At 51.0% G+C, this 20740-nt stretch carries 20 protein-coding genes and 1 pseudogene; 6 read left to right on the forward strand and 15 right to left on the reverse strand.

Features of this window, described 5'->3' with window-relative positions; translation table 11 throughout:
* Positions 1–2: 2 nt before the first annotated feature.
* The 10 genes from B7L70_RS03470 to B7L70_RS03515 all read right to left on the reverse strand — a co-directional run bounded on the left by B7L70_RS03470 (position 3) and on the right by B7L70_RS03515 (position 9125).
* On the reverse strand, positions 3–1004 hold the full coding sequence (locus tag B7L70_RS03470; RefSeq protein WP_081226524.1) for an ATPase domain-containing protein: 1002 nt from the start codon (positions 1002–1004) through the stop codon (positions 3–5).
* Positions 1004–2128, reverse strand: a complete 1125-nt coding sequence (locus tag B7L70_RS03475; RefSeq protein WP_081226506.1) for a hypothetical protein — start codon at positions 2126–2128, stop codon at positions 1004–1006. Before B7L70_RS03475 ends, B7L70_RS03470 begins: the two co-directional genes overlap by 1 nt.
* Before the next feature lie 29 nt (positions 2129–2157).
* Positions 2158–2493: a hypothetical protein gene (locus tag B7L70_RS03480; RefSeq protein ID WP_081226507.1), complete on the reverse strand. Its 336-nt coding sequence runs from the start codon at positions 2491–2493 to the stop codon at positions 2158–2160.
* A 42-nt stretch (positions 2494–2535) separates the two neighbouring features.
* The gene (locus B7L70_RS03485) at positions 2536–3117 is read right to left on the reverse strand and encodes a hypothetical protein (RefSeq protein WP_081226508.1); all 582 of its coding nucleotides are present in this window, start codon (positions 3115–3117) and stop codon (positions 2536–2538) included.
* A gap of 111 nt (positions 3118–3228) precedes the next feature.
* Complete coding sequence (locus tag B7L70_RS03490; protein WP_081226509.1) at positions 3229–3699, reverse strand: hypothetical protein; 471 nt, start codon at positions 3697–3699, stop codon at positions 3229–3231.
* A gap of 54 nt (positions 3700–3753) precedes the next feature.
* Positions 3754–4206: a hypothetical protein gene (locus B7L70_RS03495; protein WP_081226510.1), complete on the reverse strand. Its 453-nt coding sequence runs from the start codon at positions 4204–4206 to the stop codon at positions 3754–3756.
* Between the two features lie 28 nt (positions 4207–4234).
* Positions 4235–5122 carry a hypothetical protein gene (locus B7L70_RS03500; protein WP_081226511.1) on the reverse strand — a complete coding sequence of 296 codons (888 nt, stop codon included), beginning with the start codon at positions 5120–5122 and terminating at the stop codon, positions 4235–4237.
* A 21-nt stretch (positions 5123–5143) separates the two neighbouring features.
* On the reverse strand, positions 5144–6091 hold the full coding sequence (locus B7L70_RS03505) for a hypothetical protein (RefSeq protein ID WP_081226512.1): 948 nt from the start codon (positions 6089–6091) through the stop codon (positions 5144–5146).
* A gap of 45 nt (positions 6092–6136) precedes the next feature.
* Entirely contained in the window at positions 6137–7972 is a 1836-nt protein-coding gene (locus B7L70_RS03510; RefSeq protein ID WP_081226513.1) for a hypothetical protein, read from the reverse strand.
* Between the two features lie 133 nt (positions 7973–8105).
* Positions 8106–9125, reverse strand: coding sequence for a TFIIB-type zinc ribbon-containing protein (locus B7L70_RS03515; RefSeq protein WP_081226514.1), 1020 nt, complete (start codon positions 9123–9125; stop codon positions 8106–8108).
* Positions 9126–9380: 255 nt separating this feature from the next.
* Between B7L70_RS03515 and B7L70_RS03520 the strand changes: the two genes are divergently transcribed.
* The gene (locus tag B7L70_RS03520) at positions 9381–10046 is read left to right on the forward strand and encodes a hypothetical protein (RefSeq protein WP_081226515.1); all 666 of its coding nucleotides are present in this window, start codon (positions 9381–9383) and stop codon (positions 10044–10046) included.
* A gap of 74 nt (positions 10047–10120) precedes the next feature.
* Here B7L70_RS03520 and B7L70_RS03525 read toward each other — a convergent pair whose 3' ends face one another.
* From B7L70_RS03525 to B7L70_RS03540, 4 genes are all read right to left on the reverse strand, one after another.
* Complete coding sequence (locus B7L70_RS03525; protein ID WP_081226516.1) at positions 10121–11842, reverse strand: hypothetical protein; 1722 nt, start codon at positions 11840–11842, stop codon at positions 10121–10123.
* Positions 11843–11863: 21 nt separating this feature from the next.
* A complete protein-coding gene (locus B7L70_RS03530; RefSeq protein WP_081226517.1) occupies positions 11864–12184 on the reverse strand; it encodes a hypothetical protein in 321 nt (106 codons plus the stop codon).
* A 20-nt stretch (positions 12185–12204) separates the two neighbouring features.
* The gene (locus B7L70_RS03535) at positions 12205–12753 is read right to left on the reverse strand and encodes a hypothetical protein (protein WP_101940223.1); all 549 of its coding nucleotides are present in this window, start codon (positions 12751–12753) and stop codon (positions 12205–12207) included.
* Between the two features lie 117 nt (positions 12754–12870).
* Positions 12871–13749, reverse strand: a complete 879-nt coding sequence (locus B7L70_RS03540; protein WP_081226519.1) for a hypothetical protein — start codon at positions 13747–13749, stop codon at positions 12871–12873.
* An 897-nt stretch (positions 13750–14646) separates the two neighbouring features.
* Between B7L70_RS03540 and B7L70_RS14095 the strand changes: the two genes are divergently transcribed.
* The 5 genes from B7L70_RS14095 (at position 14647) to B7L70_RS03555 (ending at position 17676) form a co-directional block, all read left to right on the forward strand.
* Positions 14647–14778: a hypothetical protein gene (locus B7L70_RS14095; RefSeq protein WP_255408838.1), complete on the forward strand. Its 132-nt coding sequence runs from the start codon at positions 14647–14649 to the stop codon at positions 14776–14778.
* Between the two features lie 18 nt (positions 14779–14796).
* Entirely contained in the window at positions 14797–15150 is a 354-nt protein-coding gene (locus tag B7L70_RS03545; protein WP_081226520.1) for a ribbon-helix-helix domain-containing protein, read from the forward strand.
* Positions 15131–15292, forward strand: a complete 162-nt coding sequence (locus tag B7L70_RS13215) for a hypothetical protein (RefSeq protein WP_162009084.1) — start codon at positions 15131–15133, stop codon at positions 15290–15292. The genes B7L70_RS03545 and B7L70_RS13215 overlap by 20 nt, the downstream gene beginning before the upstream one ends.
* 247 nt (positions 15293–15539) lie before the next feature.
* Entirely contained in the window at positions 15540–17138 is a 1599-nt protein-coding gene (locus B7L70_RS03550; protein ID WP_081226521.1) for a hypothetical protein, read from the forward strand.
* Positions 17139–17421: 283 nt separating this feature from the next.
* On the forward strand, positions 17422–17676 hold the full coding sequence (locus B7L70_RS03555) for a hypothetical protein (RefSeq protein WP_081226522.1): 255 nt from the start codon (positions 17422–17424) through the stop codon (positions 17674–17676).
* Between the two features lie 38 nt (positions 17677–17714).
* On the opposite strand, the pseudogene B7L70_RS13220 reads toward B7L70_RS03555, so the two are convergent.
* Positions 17715–20740: pseudogene (locus B7L70_RS13220) on the reverse strand (hypothetical protein); the annotation flags it as partial.

Below are 20740 nucleotides of genomic sequence, written 5' to 3' on the forward strand. Positions count from 1 at the left end.
GTTTAATGCAGTCCATCGTCGGCTATTGTGTACTTGACCTCGGTGCCGGGCGCCAGCCCTGGAACGTCCAAAGCCCTCATCACACCCTCCGGCTTAGCCTTGCTAGGCCTAAGCATTAGCCACCTGCTGTTCACTGTGTGGGCCAGGACGTTGCCGCCGACCGGTAGCTTGATCTCGACGTAGCCGCTCGGCATCGTCATTACCTGGTTAGTGTAGATAGCCAACACCCCAAACTTTATTGTTAACCTCCTTATCCAGTCGAGGACGTAGTGCAACCTCTGTTGCCTCTCCGCCAACCTCTCCCTACCCCTAAACTGAGCCCTATATAGGGCTGTTACGCTATCGATAATGACAACACCAACGCCACCACTAATCACTTGATTAGCCAGCTTCAACTTTATGAAGTCCTCTAGCTCCTCGACAGTGGCTGGGTTATAGACGATCAAGTCCCTCTCCAGGAACTCGCCACAATTAATGCCAAACCTATTGCACATGTTCTCAATTAACTTGCCCGTGGTTAGGTACTGGTCGATTGTCTTCTCTGTATCGATGTAGACGACACCGACCTGGTGCTGTGCAACCGATGCAACGGCGACTTGCAAGGACATGATTGTCTTGCCGCTCCCGAACTCACCCGCGAACTCGTACGAACTACCAAACCTCAGGCCACCAGTTAGGTTGTCGAACTCCTCAACCCCAGTCCTCACAACCCTCTGCCTACTCAACGAATCAACCCTCTCCCTAGCACTCATTGGCTTTGGCTCATCATTGAGCAAACCCCTAGCCGCAGTGATTACTCTCCTCGCCGTGTCCAGCTCGGAGAGGTTGAGTAGCTCCATTAACTCCTCCGCGTTGAACAACAACAGGTGCTTCGGGCTCGTTACACCAACAGCCCTAAGCCTCTCAATCATTTGCACCGAAACACCATAACTCCGCAAGGAATCAAGGTCATCGATTGATTGCGTTTTCTCCTTAACCTCTGCCTCCTTACTCTTCCTAGGCATTACAACCACCCCATTAGGGCTATTACTGGCGCCAGGAAGAGCGGCAATAGGCTTATGCCGAGACCAATGCTATGCATTGCCTTGCCTACAACAATCGATGTTGATGCTCCTAGGATAATGAGCATTGTGAATAGGGCATTCGCACTCGCCAAGCCAGCTATGAATGAAACCGCACCCGTTATGCCTACTGCACTAGATACTGCACTCGATGCTAGTGCCGGTGCGTGGAGTACCAGGAGCATTGCGGTTAGTGAGAGCATCATTGCGTAGCTGACGGCAATGAATGGCCCATAGACAAAACCACTCCTAACAACCTGCCTAATGAAGTTCGTGAATGAGTCAACAACCATGTTGACACGCTCAACAACATCCCTAGAACCCCTACTGTACGCATAATCCCATAGCTGGATTAACTCCCTCTCGACCAGTGTCCTAGGCGTTGGTGGCTTTGGGTCACTAACGAGCAGTAGCTCGCCGAAGGACTTGCTCACCCTACCATACATTCCTGTGTAATCCCTAGCAAACCTAATGAATTGGGGCATGTAAAAAACCGCGAAGCCTATGCCGAATGCCATTATCGAGACAACAGCAGCCATCAAGGCAGGCAGCTTGAGCAGTAATAAGGAAACCGCCAAGCCGATGCCCAACCCAACGAAGCCACTGATCAGTGGTTTGATGTAGTCGTATTTGGCGAGTTCTATTTGGTAGTAGTGGATCAGCGGTATGTAGAGTAGGTTGATTAACCCGACAATTGGCGGTGCCCCCAAAATGGTTAGGAAAGCCAACACCCCAGTCATTATCGAGAGGACAATGACGGCTGTTAAGCTCGCATTAACCCACTGGAGCCTACTACTCAACACATTGTTTAGCTTATTCAAAATAGCCATGAAGGCTACGTCAGGGTCAGTGCCCGAGGTTACGAACGAGTGGGCGTAGGCCAACAACTCACGCCTATAACCACCCCTCCTCAACAACCACGGGCTAGCGACAACGTTCAAAAGCATCGATATCCTGAACCAAGCCTTACTCAACCTGGAGGCTTCACTTACTGCCAGGTCCGTGCCATCCTCAGGAGCCCTAATCACGAATATTAAGTCGGCGATGTACTCCTTGATAGAGGTCATCGACTAATGGTGGGGTGGTTTTAAAGGGGCTATTTACCGAGCATGGGCTTTATCTTCCTGTGGTATATGTCTATTAACTCCCTCAGGGCGTTGTAGTCCTCGTTTAATGCCTCGAGCATTGCGTCGAGAATTGTTATCAAATCCGCCTCAACCTTGGCGAGCTCCTCGAAGCACGCTACGGCAGTCCCTAAGTCCTCACCCTCATCCTCCGGGCACCTCCTCAATACCTGCTCTGTGTACATCAGCAATGCCTCCTCGAACCGCGAATGGGCTTTCCTAAACTCCAAAAACTTCTCACGAACCCTCCTACCCAACTCCCTCATTTCAGCCAACGCCCTAGCGACATCATCCAACCCCGAGGACATACAAACCACTGCAGTTAGCACAGCAATTTAAACCTATAAGAATCACCTAACCAACAACTCAACGATGTACCTCCTCGTCCTCGTTAGCTTGAGGCTTAGCTCCCTAACGTCGCCGTCGCAGACAAGCTTTGCCCTCACCTCAATGGGCTCGCTTGCGTAGATGACGTACGTGACCCTATGCCTAGGGTTTAGCTTGTCTGTTGCATCGATTACTTTAACGGACTTAACAATCCTAACCTTACCCTTTAGCTCACTCGGTATTTCTAGGTAGTAGTCTGTGCACTCTATGTTCACTACAGAGGCATAAACGTCACTATCCAGCCTCTTGTAGTTTCGGTAGAGGATTACTGCTGCAATGTGGGTGCAAACCTCGCTCCTCCTCCTAAGACCCCAGTTGGACTCGAAGCACGAGCACTGATACTTGTTCTCCTTGAACCTAACCACGTAGGTAGGGTATTTATCACCAAGCTCTGGTAGTCCCTTCACGACCCAAACACCCTCGCCGAACTCCTTGACGGTGTTTTTCATGAACCTAACCAAAGCCCTCCTAACCCAAGACCTTGACTTGCTTGGGAACTCCTCCATAAGCCTCTCGATAGCTAAGTCAATGAGCTCCCTACTCATTGCCTCACTCAATGAAACTTTGTTTGAATATAAGGGTTGGATGAAGTTTGGGTAAGGATGGGAAAAGAGGAAAAATGGTTTTGATTTTTGGTTTTGATTGGTTGTGCTGGTTCACGATATTGGTGCCGTGTATGCACCGCTTGTTGTTATTACCTCGACCTCCGTTACACCACTTGGTGGGTTTGTGCAGACCAGTGATAATGTGTCTCCTGGGTTGAGCGTGATTGGTGGTGTGAATGTACTCTGTTGCTGGCCGTTTAGGTATGCCGTCCATATACAACTACCACTCGGTAGTAGTTGCACACCCGTAATCTTAGTGGCACTGACGCCCATAGCCTTCATGTTCACGACAAGCACCCCACCCAACTCCTCCGCAGTCACAGTCAGCGTGTTGCTTGCACCCAGCGATGGCATTGCACCGTGGAAGACGTAGAAGATTAGGAATAAGCCTAGTGCTATACCAACAACAGCAACTATGGCCCACAGGATATTGAACTCACCACTCCTCGCTAGGCTCTTTGTCATTGACTTAGGCACCTTAGGCATCGCCTTGGTCGTTTTGACTAGGGGTTTCGTGGTCATCGATAAGGAGGGTTTGTGGTTTTTAAGGGGGTTGTTTTGATCTGTTTCGATTGGTTATGTCTTTAGTGCTTGTTGTACTGCGGTAGTGAAGAGGTTCGCTACCTCCTTAAGCATGGCTTGGAGGATCCAGAGTGCATAGTTAGCTGCGTTGCCCGTTAATTGCGCGTTATTACTGAGTAAGCCGATAACAAGCAGTGGTACGTAAATAAATAGGAATATGGCTACTGCAGCGAGGATTGGTCGCTTTGCGTGGTTCATGGCCTCCGCTAAGGCAGCCGTTCGAGAATACGACACTGGGTGGATTAGGTACTCTATGATGTAGGCGAGCGCTATGATTAATGGCGCCATGAGCGCAAAACCGCCAATAAGCAATATGATGCTAAGCGCTGGAGCAGCGACACTCTCAACGAGATTATTCACCACGCTAGTGACGTTTATACTAGTCACATTATTGACCACGCTAGTAGTCACATTCCCAGCCTGGAGCAGTATGTGGATTGCAGTCATCGATTTTAGTGGGGCTGGTTTAAAAGGCTTAGATCGGCAAGATCTCAGTTATTGCCTCGCCGAACACCCTGGCTATGCCGATGCTCGTGACTAGGGCGAATGCCAACACGGCATCGACAATGACGTCGTAGGTCTGCAGCATTAGGCCGGCTTGGAAGCCGTTGTTCCACATTAACTCGAGGAACCCCCATACCTCGCTCCATGTTGGGTTCTTCAAGTCCGGCGGTACGCCTAACCGAGCCAGTGCTGGGTTTAGGGCGATGACGGTGTATGCAGTCAATAACGGCACGAGGAATAATGCAGTCAATGCTAGGGTTATTATGAATGTGCCTATGGGCCTAGTCTGCCTAATCAACAACATACCAACGGCTAAGCCCGCAAACCCCCATGCATACTCGGCGATGAGACTCAATGCGTAGATGATACCTAAATTAGTGATTGTAGCAGTCAGCATCATCTGTAAGTACCAAGTGCTCTGTTGCAAATACCAACTGAAGGGCGAAAGAGGGGGTATGACGGCAAACGTGATGTCGACCTTCCAGAACGCACTAAACCAACCAGCCGTGGCGTTGAAGTACCTATACGCAGTGCGGGCGCTCCAACCCAACAGCTGCGTTGCGTTGTTCGTATTGGGCATGCGGGCAGCGAGCGTTGTGGCTGTGCCGTTCACGTCCACGCTTACTGACGAGGCAATCACATGGACTACATTCACGAAGAAGTTCGAAGCAATCAATGCGGACAACACCCCAAACATAACCGAACCAACAAGGACATCAAGCATCAAATCCAAACCCTCACGCCTAACCTCAGGCGTGGGACCATGGGCATACTTCACAGCACCGTAAACCAACACAGGTATCGCGAATACACCAAAGCCTAAGTAGGGGAGTAGTGACTGGAGTATTTCACTAACCATCGAACTAGTTATTATCGCCTTTTAAGGGGCTTGGTTCTCGCTTATCAACCTCCTCAACTCATCAACCCCTACGCCCTCCCTGAGTCTCGCCCTAACCAACTCCCTAAACTCCTCACTCCCCCTAACAAACCTAAGTAGTGCCTCGGCCTCACGTCTGGATAGCCCGCATAGGGCCTCTAGGTGCCTCCAAGCCTCGTTTACGCCGATTAGGTCTAGCTCACGTAGTAGTGAGATCACGGATTCAGGGTCTGGGCAGTGAACCTTCACGTCCCTACCCTTAACCCTAACGCCTAGTGCGTTTAGGAGTTCGGTGCGTGATGTTAGGAATAGGTGGTAGACCCCATAGCGTGCGGACTTCTCGCTAATCTTCACGCCCAACCTCCTCAGGTGCTCGAGGAAGCCGGTGATTAGGCCGTATGGTGCTGACCGTCTGTGCATCAACCAATCAACAACCTTGGACCTAAACGCCTCATCCTCACCAGCCCTCCTCATGATGTAGTGCTTCGCGAAGTCGGCAATAACGTCCCTACTGAGCACGGCTTCGTGGCCCGCAGCCCTACATATGCTCGCAGCCAACGCCCTTAGCTCGAGCAAGTCCTCGCGCCTCGTTAGGTCGTAGACCTTCCTGAGGGGTGTAACGGCTATCGCCAAGTACCTCGCCAACTCCGGCTCCTCGCTCACAAGCCTCCTAATCGCATCGCATAGGCAGGGCGAGAGGCAGACGAGACCATCCCTAACAGCACCGCTTGGGTCGGCGTACCTAACCTCCCCAATGATTACGTAGTTGAAGTACTCACCAACCTCGCCATCCCTCATAGACCACCTGGCCAGGGACCTCATGGACCTCACGTAACCCCCAACACTCTCCCTGCATCTACACTCGACACCGCCTAGGTCGATTAACTTGGCCCCTATCTCCGAGACAACCATGGCGTTCATGTACCTGAAGAAACTGCTCTCGAAGCTCATCAACAATAGGCCGAGCTAGGGATTAAAAGGCTATTGAACATGCCCCTAGGGCTCGCCCTTGCACATGCTCTGGCATACCTGGCACACGTCCTTGCTGATCATCACCTCGGAGGCCAGTTTATTGGCTAGTCCCAACCTATCGAGGTCCAGCCTAGACGCTAGGTCATCAATGACCTCATAACCATCGGCCCTACCACCCAACGCGTCGAGGACTCCCTTGACGACGTCGGCGTAATTAACGAGTTCCCTAACCACAGCCCCATCACCGAGCAGCCTACCCAACCTAGCCAGGTCGTGCTCGTTCAACCTACCGAGCATCTTAACCACCTCGGTTAGGTTAGCCCTACCTCCCAGCATTATGCCCAGCACTTCGAGGGCTGCATCAACATCGCCACCCAAGGCCCTGCCGAGGAGCTCCATGAACTTTGTCCCGTAAAGGAGCACATCGACGACCTTTCCAACGTTGGGCACCCTAAGCAGCGTCAGCAACTTCGTGAGGGCATCCCTGAGCTCCGGAATGTTAGCCCTAAGTCCCGCGGGACCCATCTTGCCCAGGGCCTCGCTTAGGAGTAGGGCTGAAGCCCTCAGCAGCTCCCCCGGATCACTCCTCCTAACGTACTCATCTATCGACCTAATTGCCATGCATGGGAGGGACTCATAAGCCCCATCCCCAAGGCACTCGTACTTTATTTTCGTCAAGTGCGGCTTAACACCAATGAGCTTGGCGGCAGCGTCAGCATTACCCTCACCAACACCCCCAACCTCAGACCTGGCAACCACCACACCACCCTCCTCAACCATCCCCACCCCAGCGGTCTCCACGCCCTCTTTCCCACCAACCGCCTCCCCCACCTCTTCCTCCTCACCTCCCTCAACCTCGGGGACTTCCTCGGCCTCGCCCTCCTCAGACTCGTCCTCGGAGGCCTCAGCCTTGGCCAGGTGGTCGTCAATGAACCCCCTCAAGTCATCGGCGCTTACGCCCCTAGCCAGGATCCCCTTAAGCCCCTCCTTGACCTTTGGGTTCTCCCTAACTAGCTTGAGCAAGGCCCTAAGCTTTTCTTTGCTTAGCATGCACAGGACACCAGCATGCACGCTGGCCTCACTCATGTCTTCAAACCCCAATTCCTTAAGGAGCGAATTCACAGCCTTTATATCGGGGCACTTAACCTCTACTGATCCCTCCTGTTGTGCCTCCTCGGCCTTGTACCCGAGCTTCTCGAGTATATCCCTGTACCACCTATATCGCACATTGAGTAATGCCTCCTTTATCGTTGTTTCATCAACGTTTATCTCCAGCCTGCGTATGTGGCTCATTATCTCGGGCACTAAGCCGTAGGGCGCCCTCGCCCCAATCTTGCCCAGCCAATTAACGACCTTGGCTTTGAACTCTCCATCCTTACTCGCCCTCTCGATTAGGTAGAACCTCACAAACAGCTCAACAGTCTCCCTCTTCCCACTCCCGCTGTAGCAGATGATTGATGCCAAGCCCCTCAGCCCAAGCAGGTCCTCGGGCTTGCCTAAATCGAACTCTCCCCTAACCGGGACGATAGTTAATGCAATGCCTCTTGCCAGGCTTGGCGTCTCCACCAACTCCTCAATTGCCCTGCAGACGCAGGGAGGCCAGATGCACACCCACCCACCGCCCCTCACCCTAGCCGCAATGACGACGTTTGGATAACTCACGATCTTACCACTAACCACTGCCTCCCTCGCTATACCGCTCATGTACTCAACAACATTCCTCAAGGATGCAGCATCACACATACACTCGTTGATTAACCTCTCAAGCCTACTGCCGAATGCGGCGGCGTCGGCAATGAATGATGAGCCTAGGTCAAATACGTAACCCGCCAACTCGACAGCCCTGGCGCTAGAGCTCATTGGGATTGGGAAATTTCAAATATTTAAAACCCTATATACTCGGCAGAAGCTAAAGTAGTATTCGTCAGTTAATTTAAATAGTTGGCCGGCCAACTATTTAAATTAACTGTTGATTCTTTATTCGTCAGTTATTTTATCTCTGCTCCAGCTGCTTGATGAACTCGTTTAGCTTAAGTCTCGTTATTACGGTCTTTGCGCCCTTATCGTTTAAGATGTTCAATGCGTACTTCGGGCTTCCGAGCTCTACCTCTGCTATGGCTAGTGCGGCGGCTGCGACTGCGGCTTCGCCGATGTAGTCCCTAATGCCCCTGCTTCCTATCCCCGAGTCTGTGATCCAGGTGTCGAGCATGTATAGGTAGTTGAGGCCTAGCTCTGTGAGTTCTTCGCTTGGTTCTAGCCCGAACCTGCTCCTAATTACGTACCTAACCACGTCCCTGTGGCACCCGGCTCTCTCGATTGCGTCCCTAATTGCCGAGGCTATGTCCATGTCGATATTGTTGCCGCTTGTGTTGGGTACTCCGTGGAGCACATTATCGAGCACCCTAGCAACCATATCCACAGAGGGTAGTTTATCCACCTTACCCAGTCTCGCCTCCAGGAGCTCCGCGAGGACTTGGGCAAACACCTCCACCTCTCCATCCTCGAAGAATCCGTTTGAGGTTAGTTTCTCGGCCAGTCTCCTTACGTAGTTTTCCTCAACCATACTGTTGGTTAGTGGGGCTTTGGTTGATAAGGGGTTTCTCGGGTCGTTGTTTTGTATTGTTGTTGTATTACCCCTCAGCCTCTCCAAGAGCTTCGTTGACCCATCAGCCCTGTCCGGGTCTATGTTCGTGGTGTTTTTCCTGGACTCCTCCTCAACCTTGACGCACCAATCCTTGGCGTCCCTGTGCCTTGCTTGGAACTCCCTCTCCCTACGCACATCCTCCGCACTAACCCTCACCTCCCCACCATCATTGGCATTATTGACTGGTGGATAACCGACCTCGTAATCAAACGGGCGTTCCCTGACCACAGCGCCGCATTCCCTACACACGAGGTGCCCATTCTCATAAACCACGTTCCTGTGTGGGCAAGCCCTAGCTTCAGCCCAGCGCCTAAGCCCGCTAACCAGCTCCGCCCTCCTAACATCCAATCTATTTAGCTCAATGACCATCCTCTTTATCCTAAACGTTATTTATAAAGCGGGGCACATTAAGTAATTATTACATAGGCATTAAACTAGAGCTTATTTAGATTGAGTAGAGGGTTTAGTGAAAGTTTTGCGCAACTATTTACCCTAAGTAAGCCCCAGGTGATTCCTATTCACCTGCAGGTGATTTTTATTCACCTGTGGGGCGAAAGTTTCACCCCACTCGGTGATGCCCGTAAACTGCACCCTTATAAGCCCTGACACGAATGAGTGATTAATATGGTCGACCTAGCATACGACTGGAGCCTAATGGGTTGGGGAATGAGGGCGATAGTCATAGCACTAGCCGTAGCGTTGGTCATAGTGGTGCTAAGCCCACACGTTGCGGTGCTAAAACCAATAGCCGAGAAGCTAGGGCTAGCAACAACGGCGACCCAAATAGTCTACGTGCCAGTGAACCACACGGTGGTTAAGTACATAAACCAAACAGTGGTTAGGTACATCAACCAGACAGTGCCGATCTACATAAACAGGACGGTTTATGTGAATAGGACCGTCTACGTGAACCCGTTCCACGTTAATTACACATGTTGGTTGGATGCGTACGTGTTCCTCCACAACATGACGATTGGTTCGATAGGCTACATGACGCCGTCGGTTGCGGAGAAAATCCTTGTTACTCCAAGCAATAAGGCAATGTTTTTTGCGATACTGCCGTACCCAAACGCCACATCAATAACTATCTTCACTATGCTGTACTACAACGGCACCATACACTTCCCACCATTCAATATTATCCCCACGAATGCAGAAACGCTTCTTGAGTACGTGAGCCCTGAGTGGAATGGGACTTGGCTCCTAATGCCATACAACATCCAAGGCATCGCTGTCAGCTCTTTCGTAAATGTATACCCGTGCAATGTGACGGTATACATCGAGAGGTAACCCAATGATGCGGAGGATCAATAAAAATCAAAACAATGGTTTTTAGTTTTTTGAACTGAAGCCTAACCCCGTGATTAACTACATATCAACGTGTAGGATCCCGTTATGGACGATCCATAACCAATGCCGCTGGCGGGAAGACCATCACTGGTTTGGCAGTTTAAGTTGGTGACTATTGATCCGCCGGCCTCCGTCCAGTACCAAGTGTTATTTACCATAAAATTATATTGTGCTACATAGCCATTATTGCCACCAAACCACTCCCAGTATCCGTTGCTTGGGCAATCTCCGCTGAGTGATGCTGTGAAGGTTACTGTGTTAATGCCTGGTGACGTTATTGGTGTATACGCTGGGTTGAGATCGACGTGACAGTTTCCGGGGTAGTTACTGCCACCGCTGCCGCTTCCACCGATGGGTGGGCTTGGCGTGTTAACTGTGCAAAATACAGTCACGCTCTCTACGAATGACACGTTTGGTGCCGTAAATGGAGTCCACGCTCCTACCGGGTATGGTATACCGTTGATGCTGCATTGGAGATAACTACCAGGAGGGGCACCGGAGAAGTAGGCGGAATTGGGTTGTACGCCTATTGAGTACGTTTGCCCGGGTATCAGGGTTACGTTGGAGTTCAACGTCCAACACAGCCACATGCCACATACACTTTGCGAGCCATCGCCGCTAAATACTGGATCCCACGCCACTGGGTAACCCTGCCATGGATATACACCGACCGAAAATGGGGCGTTTGATTGCACAACGAGGTCCATGTATATCGGCCCTCCGTAGCAGTTTATTACGAATCCTACCGACTGGCCTGGGAGTGCTGTGGTGTTTGTTGGGGTTATTGTGCATGAGGAGTAGCCGCTCGGTACGTTTGTGATTGTGGCGTTGAAGTAGACGGTACCATTCTGCGTGGGCTGCACTGTGAAGCTCGCCATACCATAACCACTCTCGCTACCGCCCGCCGCACCGCTCCAGCTTATTTCCCAACCAGCCGGTTCTGGGTATAGGTCGTAGACGTAGACCGTTATTGGTAATAACTCGCAATTAACAGTGAATTGCTGCACGCTGCCTGCGCTATAGGTGTTGGTAACCGAGCTAGGCACTATCTGGCACTTGTAGTTTGTTGGGTTCTTGGTTATTGATGCCTTGAAGCTCATCTGTATTGGGACGTATGGCGGGTTTATGAACCAGGTGTAGCTCGTCGACTTACTCATTGAGTAGCTTATGGTATTGGCATACGGACCTGGACCTGAGTAGCTCCAGGTAACGCTCCAGCCTGCGTTGAGCGGGTCGTTAACCACAACCTCTATCAAACCACTGCCGTTGCCTAGGCCGAACGCTGCTTGGTTGGGCTGGCTGAACGTTACTACTTGCCACCCGTGCACGGGGACTACGGAGCAAACCTGGGGATCCAGGGCGGAGCACACCCTGACGGCAACCGGCAGTTGGTTGACCATCCCGCACCACCACTCATTGTGCACCAACTCGGTATTGCTAACCGAGCACCAACTCAGCCCTGGGTTGCCCGCCTGGCTTGGGGTTAGTACTGCGCCTCCCTTTAGGTAGATTTGCTCGACGTAGAATGGCTCATTGCCAGTGTTCACGATGGCTAGGAAGTACTCGCCTTGGTAGGGCAGTACCTCGGCCACCGGCCACAGGTAGTTCTGGAGCGTTTGGTGATCGGCATAGACCCAGTACCCGTAGAGTCCGCCGCCTATTACTGCGACTAGTATCACCATTGCTATTATGAAGCCGACGCTTGATGTTATTATCTCCTCAAATACTGACGACATCAGTAATTAATTAATGGGTTTTTAAGGCTCCGTGTTCGATGGGCATGAGTAGGTTGCGTTCGTAGAGTTATTGCCGTAGGCAATGCAGTACCCGATGACCCCAGGCGTGCTGTTAACCTCGGCACCAACGCCGTTTTGGGCGTATGCGTATGTTGAGTTTGTGAACTTGAGGGTGTAGGTGCCCATTGAACCGCTCCAGTAGTTCTTGTCGAAGGTTGATTTAATCATTGGCCAGGAGACGGCTATCGCTGCTATTATGGCTATTATGGCTAAAGCCATTATGACTGCAGTGAATACTGAGGATTGGCCCCTAGTCCTTGCCTTTGTTCTTCTTGGGCTCATCACTTGTTAATTCCTGGCTTTTAAGGGGTTAGTTTCGTGTTGACTGTGTACCTGGCTATGCCCTTGTAACCGGCTAGCCTGGTTATGTTGATTTCGTAGTGGCTTGGGTACCTTAGTGTTGTTATCTTTAGGAATTTGCCTATCCCGTTTATGGTTAGGTAGGCTGAGTAAACCATGTTTCCCCTCAACTCGCTTGGTTCGGCTTCGAAGTCGTTGGTGCACTCCTTGTCCTCGTTCTTATCGCACAGTATCGGCAGTGTGAGTGGTTTGCCGCCCCAGGGCTCGCTGTCGAGCCTGACTGCGTATAGCTTCTGGATGACCTTCCTGCCCAGCTTTAGCTCCTCGATTCTCTTCTTGATTACGTCCAATTCTGTGGTTAGGGCTGCGGCTAGGTAGACGACCTCATGCGTTGAGAAGACCCTAGCCCTAGGCGCCATGAAGCACCTAACCCTAGCCCCATTTACCTCCTCATCGATTGCTTGAGTGCTGACTAGGTACTCCGGGGTTTTCGATTGCGGGATTGATGAGTTGATTAACGTGTCTAGGTCGATCACCCGCTGGGTGATCATCAGGTAATGCCCAGCGGATTTTTTAAGGCAAACCATCAAAAGCAGTTCCACGGAGATTGTGAGCAAACTAATAAGAGTGCTTGATTTATTTTCTCGACCCTAGAGGCTAAACAGCGTTTAGCCACCCTCCCCACCGCCTTGGCTCTCTTCCTCGGTGATTGCGTTTAGGAGTGCTAGTCCCTTGCTTGATAGTCTAACAGTCAAGTCCATCGGGTTGTAGACTAAGTAACCCATCGTCACAGCCCTAACCACAGCCTCAGAACCAACCAAGTCACTTAACGCCTTCAGTGTTGATACGCCACCAAGCTCAAGCCCCAAAGCCCTCACTGCGTTTAGGACAGCCTCATCGATTTTCGGCTCAGCCACCAAAGGCTCTACCTTGACTGGGTTGGCTTGGATTGTGGGCGTCCTATAGCTCTCGCCAACGACCTCGATTTTGTTGCTGAAGTCTGTCGAGCCTGTCAACACGTCAACCCTTGGTAGTCTAACCATTCTCCTAACCACCTCATCAAACACGTATATTCGATTGATGTCAAGCACCGAGGTGTGGATTGTCAGCCTAAGCCCAAGGGCTTTCGCTTGGGCAAGGATGTCTGTTATTTGCGGCCACAAATCGCTGTAGAGCTCAACCTCGAAGTTGGGGTTGTTGAATGCCAGGGCTAAGCCAATCAACGTGCTCACCGGCTCAATCATCGGTATAGGGACCGTGATTACTGCGTTTCCAGGTAAAGACTCACTAACGAGGTTAATGAAGCCGCTGAACCAACTACACTGCACGCAGTACTCGAAGACGTCACCGAGCCTCTTCACGTTCGACGCATCGAACTGAATACCCAACGCACTAAACAACCTATTAATTACTAACTTAGTGATTGGCCTAAGCTCCATGTCAGGCACGCCCTCTAGCCTAACCGAGCCGTCGTAATCCTTGAACGTGATTGCCGGCAGCCCATTAACTCCCCTATAGTCCAGCCTACCAATGACTAGCCTAATCATCGGTGATTTGGGCCCAACCTTTAAAGGGACCCCACGAAACCGTGCAATAAGCAATAGTCCCAATGCACGAATTCGTGAACACCCACGTTGCGTTTTTCGTTGCCGAGGCTTTCCGTGTTAAATGCACGAATTCGCGCATTTTTCTACGCTTGACTTTTGACTAATTACCGTTGGAACAAACCGTTGATTTGGGATTGAAATTCCGTGGGAACAACAATTCAATCCCCAAAGCATACCGTGGGAACAGGCATGAACCATAAGCATTAGGAGTAGAAACACGTTCCCACGAAGCCCGAGGAACGGGGGAGAAAAACTTTAAAACCCAAAACAAAAACCAACCCAGCGGATGATTTCAGAGGAATATTGAAAGTCCCTCATCATATACTAAACAATTGGCCACAAGTTCAGCATGATGATTTCAGAGGAATATTGAAAGTTGTTTCAACTGCCTGTGGCGTTACGATGAACGACATATCACCGAGTGATTTCAGAGGAATATTGAAACCTCAACATACGGCTCAAGGGCCTTGGTCTCGACGTGTTGGAGTTGGTGATTTCAGAGGAATATTGAAACAACAACACCACAGTGGCTTATTCCATATCTGTCATGCACAATAATAATAGGTGATTTCAGAGGAATATTGAAACAATCCTCTCCCAGTACCTGTCAAGCTCGTACGCAGCCTTGATAGGTGATTTCAGAGGAATATTGAAACGTTACTGATTAAACAAATGAGTATGTCGTTGTACCTCTCACACGTTGGATGATTTCAGAGGAATATTGCGTGAACGCAACACTTATAAGCGCGCTGGTTGATGCTGTAAACGCCACCCAAGCGGCCAGCCACCCCACACCCACGGGGCAACCCCGCCCCCTTTGTGGGGCGGGGTTCCTCATTGTATGCATTGGTTGTTTTGGTTTTTCCGTGGTTGCTTTGGTATGCATTGTTCGTGATTAACGCCGTTGTTGTTGTATGCATTGGTATACTATGGGCTTATCGATTCTTCTCGGTAACTGTGGCTTTTTAAATTGGGGACTGGTTTATTGTGGGTCGTAGGGTAATCAGCGTCAGTGAGGATGTCTATAGGAGGCTCTCCAGGTTAGCCGCCGAGAGGAACAAGACAATCAACGACCTAATCGAGGAGCTACTCAATAACTACGAGGGTGGGGTTGGTGGTAACTCGATAGTTGAGGAATTAAGCGAGGTGAAGGCAATGCTCAGGGATTGCCTAAGTAGGCTCGGCATCAAGCAGACAGCCGAGAATAAGCCCGTTGGGGCTGAGTCTATGAAAACCGAGGCTGTGTCTGTTGAGTCTAAGAATGAGGCTGGTGACTCGTTGTTTGGTGACAACCCTTGGGTCCAGATCCTGAGGGTTAGGTATGGATCCCAAAACCCGTGAGACCTACTCAAGGTGCTTAGTTAAGGTTTCCAGAGGTTTCTGTCTGGAGTTTAGGGTTCTAGTCGAGCATTATTGGTCTCCTCGGCACGAGGAGCTTAGGAGTTGGTACCTAAGGTTCGCGCCTAGGGTTTGTTGTGTGTAGGTGTGGCTAGAGACGGTTGGGGTGTTTGCATGCACCCTTACCGATACGCCTCATGTATTCTGAATCCATGCACACCATCATTGCCTTGCACGGCTCCGTGAAACCCCATTACCACCCAAATTAGAACAACAACCCAACCCCACCATAAGCACTATTGGAATGGGAAACGAGCCATGCAATGCCCATCCCAACAATAATAATCCAAAACGAGTGATAAAACTTAAAAAAGCAATCAAAAATCTGGGTTATGCCTACCAAACATAAACTAATGATTGCGGTCTCAGTAATACTACTTGTGGTGGTGTTGGTAATCGTGGGTGCAACAACCAAGGCTCAACAACCCTATACACAGGTAATCATGAACCTACTCAACGGCCAACAATACTTCGGCACACCACACGTATACCAAGGCGACTTTGACGGTGAACCAATAAACCTGTGGCCAGCGTACTATGGGCCAAACAACGCAAGCCAGTACTGGAGCTCAACCAACATAAATCAGCCAGCGATAGCGCTTGACCCCGTATCACCAAGCATAAACCAGCCGGTGCTTGAGTTAGTCCCAGCCCTATCTTTTTCAGCCGGTGCCATGTTCTGGAGCGAGACCTACAGTGGAGGCCCGGTGAAGATAACAATCATTGGCACATTCTCAAGTGGTTGGCCAACTCGGCCATCTAGGCTTTTCGGTGATGGTTTCGAGATATACCTATTCCTAAACCCAACAAAGTGGGGCGTAAGCCCGAACTACAACTACTCAATACCTTACACATCAGTACTCAACGAAGCAATATTCCCATCACCGGTTGTGGGTGAGGTTATCTATCCCCAGAGCTCTACATCATACCTCATTATTCAGTGGGACCCACTCTGGCAGTTCTACCATTCACAACCTGGTGCCACTGGGCAGTGGAACGTGTGGGTTGTGAGTAACCCAAACGGTAACAACCCAAGCGTTGGTCCACACCCATCACCAAACCTTGGCTATGGCGGCGGTTGGGACGGTATCGGCACGGGTGCCTTCATGCCCAGTCCTGGTGATTTAATAGAAATAACTGTGACTTATGACCCAAGCACAAACACGCTAAGCGGTGTTGCTGTGGACCTAAACCACACGGGTTGGGAGGCAAACTTCACGCTGAACCTAAACGGCTACTACACACCACCGAGTAGTGGCAACTACGTGTTCGGCACAGCAGGAAATACAGGTTGGGCCTGTGCTGATTGGGCTTTGTTGTATGTGGCTATGACCTATATCTCGCCTCCGGCTCCTACCCCGCCTCCTCCGTCTCCTTTGTATGTACGTGTCGTGGCTCCGAGTTTTGCATCCTGGACTATTTACGCCAATGCCTCAACTGGTTGGTACACGTACTATAGTGGCTCTGGTTCCGCGTCCTTTGGCCCTGCCTTTCCTGGTTGGCCTGGTACCAGTGTTTCCCTCAATGTTTCCTCAATCAGTGACTGCCCAAGTCCTTCAGTAACCTATGAGCCTTCTAACGAGGTTACGTTGAGTAATGGTGCTAATTACGTGACTGTTCTAATTAGTTGCGAACCAATGGTTGGTGTTGGTTTGAATATGAGTTATGGTGGTGGTTTGATAATGCTCATAAACAAACCCGGACTACCAATGACCTCGCTAATACTCAATGGACCAGTGAGTAATAGCCTTGTGCTGCCAGTGAACACTACAATAACGCTCATAATATGGCCATACAACGGCTACACACTGGCTGGACTGAATGTTAACAACAATACCATGAACTACATAGGGACACCGTGGGGCTCATACATAGCCACAATAACAATAACAAACCAAACAACAATAACAATAACATACAAACAAAAATAAACAAAAACAAAACACACACCCAAATCAAAACCAACAAACTTCCCCCCAATTAACTCCACCATGACGAAACCCCCACACCAAACACCACCAATCCCCAAGGCATGAGAAGCTTAGGAACTGGTACCTAAGGTTTGCACCCAGTTGCTCAGTGCCCTAAGCGATTACACCTAGTGATGCCGAAAGATTCAGATTGAGGCTGGAAGTTACCTCACCCTCAGATGCGGTGTTCACGGTGAGTCACGGCTTGAAGGGTTTAAAAGGGTCAAGGGGTCGTTATGAGTTGATGAGTTACGGGAACGATTTAGTTAGTATCGGTATAGCTATAGCCGTGACCTTCCTCCTCTTAGTGGTAGTTGTGCCGTCAATGATCAAGCATTTTTCACAGACACCGTTAAGACCAGTGGTTCCTTGGCTTAAATATTATGAGGGGCTTGGTTGGTTTATGGTAATTGCAATAATGATAATAGTGGTTCCTATTCTGGCTGCTGACGGCGTAATCTCATTAATTCGTCGATTTAAGAGCACATCAGATTGGTGAGCCAACAACTAGTGCAGGCTTTGATCAATAGGACCTGCCTAGGCCCGCATTAGCCTCATCAAGGCGTTCAATGCCTCGAGCTGTTTAACCAATGCATCGAGCCTTCTAACGTCCATTACTAAGTCCTCCCTCTCCCTAGCCACTTCCCTCAGGTGGTCGATGGCGTTTCTTAGTTGCCTAACTGCGTTGTCTAGGTTCCCCCTCCCCAACTCGTTGAGTGCTTGTTCGAGCATCGCCCTCGCCGGCTGGTCGTTACCCGACTCACTGACCACTTCACCAACCCTCTCGGTTATTGCATCAACCAACTCGACCCTAACCGGTTCGATTAACGCGTCGAGCATTGGTAGTCTGTTCCTAATCAACTCCCTCATCTCCGCCACGTCATCGATTCTCACCCAACCGCCCTCCTCCTCCCCACCCTCACCAGCCCTACCCATCCTCCTCTTCATCCCCTCGATCTTTAAGGCGACGCCCTTCACGTATGCCTCATACGCATCCCTCGGGTCCTTTGCCGTGTCTATGTAGTCCCTAAGCTTGTTCGGCAGTGAGTTGTAGATTCTCTCCCCCTCCTCGCTTGGGAGTGTGCTTAGGAATGCCCTAAATGCGTTCGCCCAGTGGAACAATGCCCTGAGCGTGTTCTCATACTCCTCCTTCAGCCTCCCCAACTCCTCCCTTAGTTTTGCTCTTTCTCCCTCGTCCTTGGACTCCTTAAGTTGTGCCCTTATCCTATCCATCCTCTCCTCAATCCTCTCTTTTTCGTCGAGTAGCCCTCCCCAGTCGAGTCTCGCTGGGTCTATGCCCGATGCGAACAGTATTGCCAACACCTCCGCCTCCGGCGTTAGTGCCTTGTAGAGCGAGGTGTAGTAAATGGCATCGCCTGGGCTTCGTATGAACCAGCCGTGCCACCTATCGGCGTAGTAGTTGACCAACCAAGCCGTGAGCAGCAGCGATAGCCCTGGGTCGTTGAGTATTTCCTTGGGTAACTGCAAGTCAATCCTTATGTCCATGTTGAGTGGTTCCCTGAGGACAACCCTACCACCACCGACCTCCCTAAACTCGCCGAAGAGCTCTGGGTTGGTGATCCTCTCCCTAGGCATTGGGAGTGTCGACATGGTGACCCTCCTAACGAAGTCCCCAAGCTCCTTGACCTCCCCCTCTATCTCGCCCACCCTCCTGTCGATGCCTAGCTCCCTTGCGAACTCCCTAACGACCTCATCCGCGTGGTGCCTGAGCGCGACTGCGTACCTAGCCGCCTCAACCTCCTCACTAACCCTCCTTTGGATTGTTGGCTTGAGCCTGTTTATGATTTCATTTGCTGCATCTTTGTCGATTAATCCCTTCGTGTTGAACACCTCCCTAACCGCCCTCTCAGACTCCGGGCCTAGGAAGTCGATGAGCCTCTGGATGATTGAGTGGTTGAGACTGATAAAAACACCCTTATTCGCCGCCTCCATGAACTCCCTAATCGGCTTTAGCCTACTTACGACCTCGCCCAGGAACTCATCCCTCAATGCACCCCTAGTCAGGTTAGCCCTGACAACAGCCGTCACCCTCTCAATGGCTTTGCCCAGTGCTTCGCTGGCTGTGGCTGGGTCCTTACCCACACGCCGCGCCAGCGAGTCGAGTGCGTGGGTTAGCCTTGCGTCGTGGATGTACACTTCCGTTTTATCACCGATGTGCTTAATCACAAAGCCCTCCCAATTCCTGAGTGCCCTCCCGATTTCGCCTAATTCCTCCTTGATTAATTGCACCTCCGCCTGGAGGGGCTTGATGAGTCTCACGCCGACTGCCTTGCCTAGGGCTATTGCGTTTGCCGCGGCGTAATTGCCGGTCTCGAAGTGGTGCCTAACGAGCCCCACGGCTGGGTGGTTCTTCCCAAGCAGTTCCTCGAGCGTTACAATCACCTCCGCCTGGGTTACTTGCCTCGTGATTCTGGCGAGGGGTGGGGCTAGCCTCCTCACCTGCCTTGGCCAATCGAGGAGTATGGATTGGGGCGAGGGCCTATACGTGACCAAGCCACCCTCCCCCTCCTTTGTTAGGGACTGGCTGAGCTGTGTTGGCTCCTCGCCGAGCTTCGACAACTCACGCCTTGTGTACTCGAAGAGTAGCCCCCTCTCGGAGTACGCCCTAATCTTGCTGTAGTCCCTAACGAACCTTGTGGTGCCCGCAGCGAACCTGTACAGCCGGGCCTTCCTCCTAAGCCCCATCGACTCGTACAACCGACGCTTCTTTTCTAGGCGTGCCTCTACCTCGCTTAGTCCCTGGTGCCATGGGTTCAAAACGATCCTCACAGCCATCGCCGCTGTTGGGCTCGTGACTCGCTCTAGGGCTTGCTTGACAACCCTGTGGTGTGCTACCCACGACCCAAGGTGCTCGTGGAGAAATCGCCTAGCACTACCGATAGTACTAGATGGTGCACTCAATGCCTTGGCTAGTTTTGGGTGTTTGTTTGAGAGGGCTTGGTAGGTGCCCTGTAGCCTTGTGCCTATTGACTTCGTGATTTTCCTAACAGCCCTCTGCATTAACCTGCCTATCGCCCTTATTTGCAGGTACAGCACCAGCGATAATTCCATTATTACGCCCTGCATTATTGAGTAGACTGGGCTTAGTATTGTTGGTAGTCCGAAGAACCAGGCCGCTCCGTCCAACAAGCCGTATATCACGGCTATTTCGGCTAGCCAATTGGCTATTGGTATGCCGAGGAAGCCAAGTAGTCCCTTCACATCTACGTCCCACCAATTAATGAGCAACGGCTTATCACCAACAATTGGTGAGTTTATGATCCAGGCGTCGGCTGGGCTTATGAGGAATGGTACAGAGGCAAACCACGGGTTGTCGGCTACGCCGTGAATCGTGATTGTCAGCGGAACAACTACCGAATAATTATTCCAATTAATGCAATTAATACTTAATTCCATCTGCCTGTAGCCGACCGGCGTTGGGTTCGGGAGTGCGTAACTCGGCACTGTGACGTTTGGGTAGATGAGCTTTTTCGAGACCTCTGTCTCGTTGATTAGTTTGCCCATGAATGCCTTTATCGTGTTGAACTGGTTGGTTAGGTCGA

This window comes from Vulcanisaeta sp. EB80 (assembly GCF_002078205.2).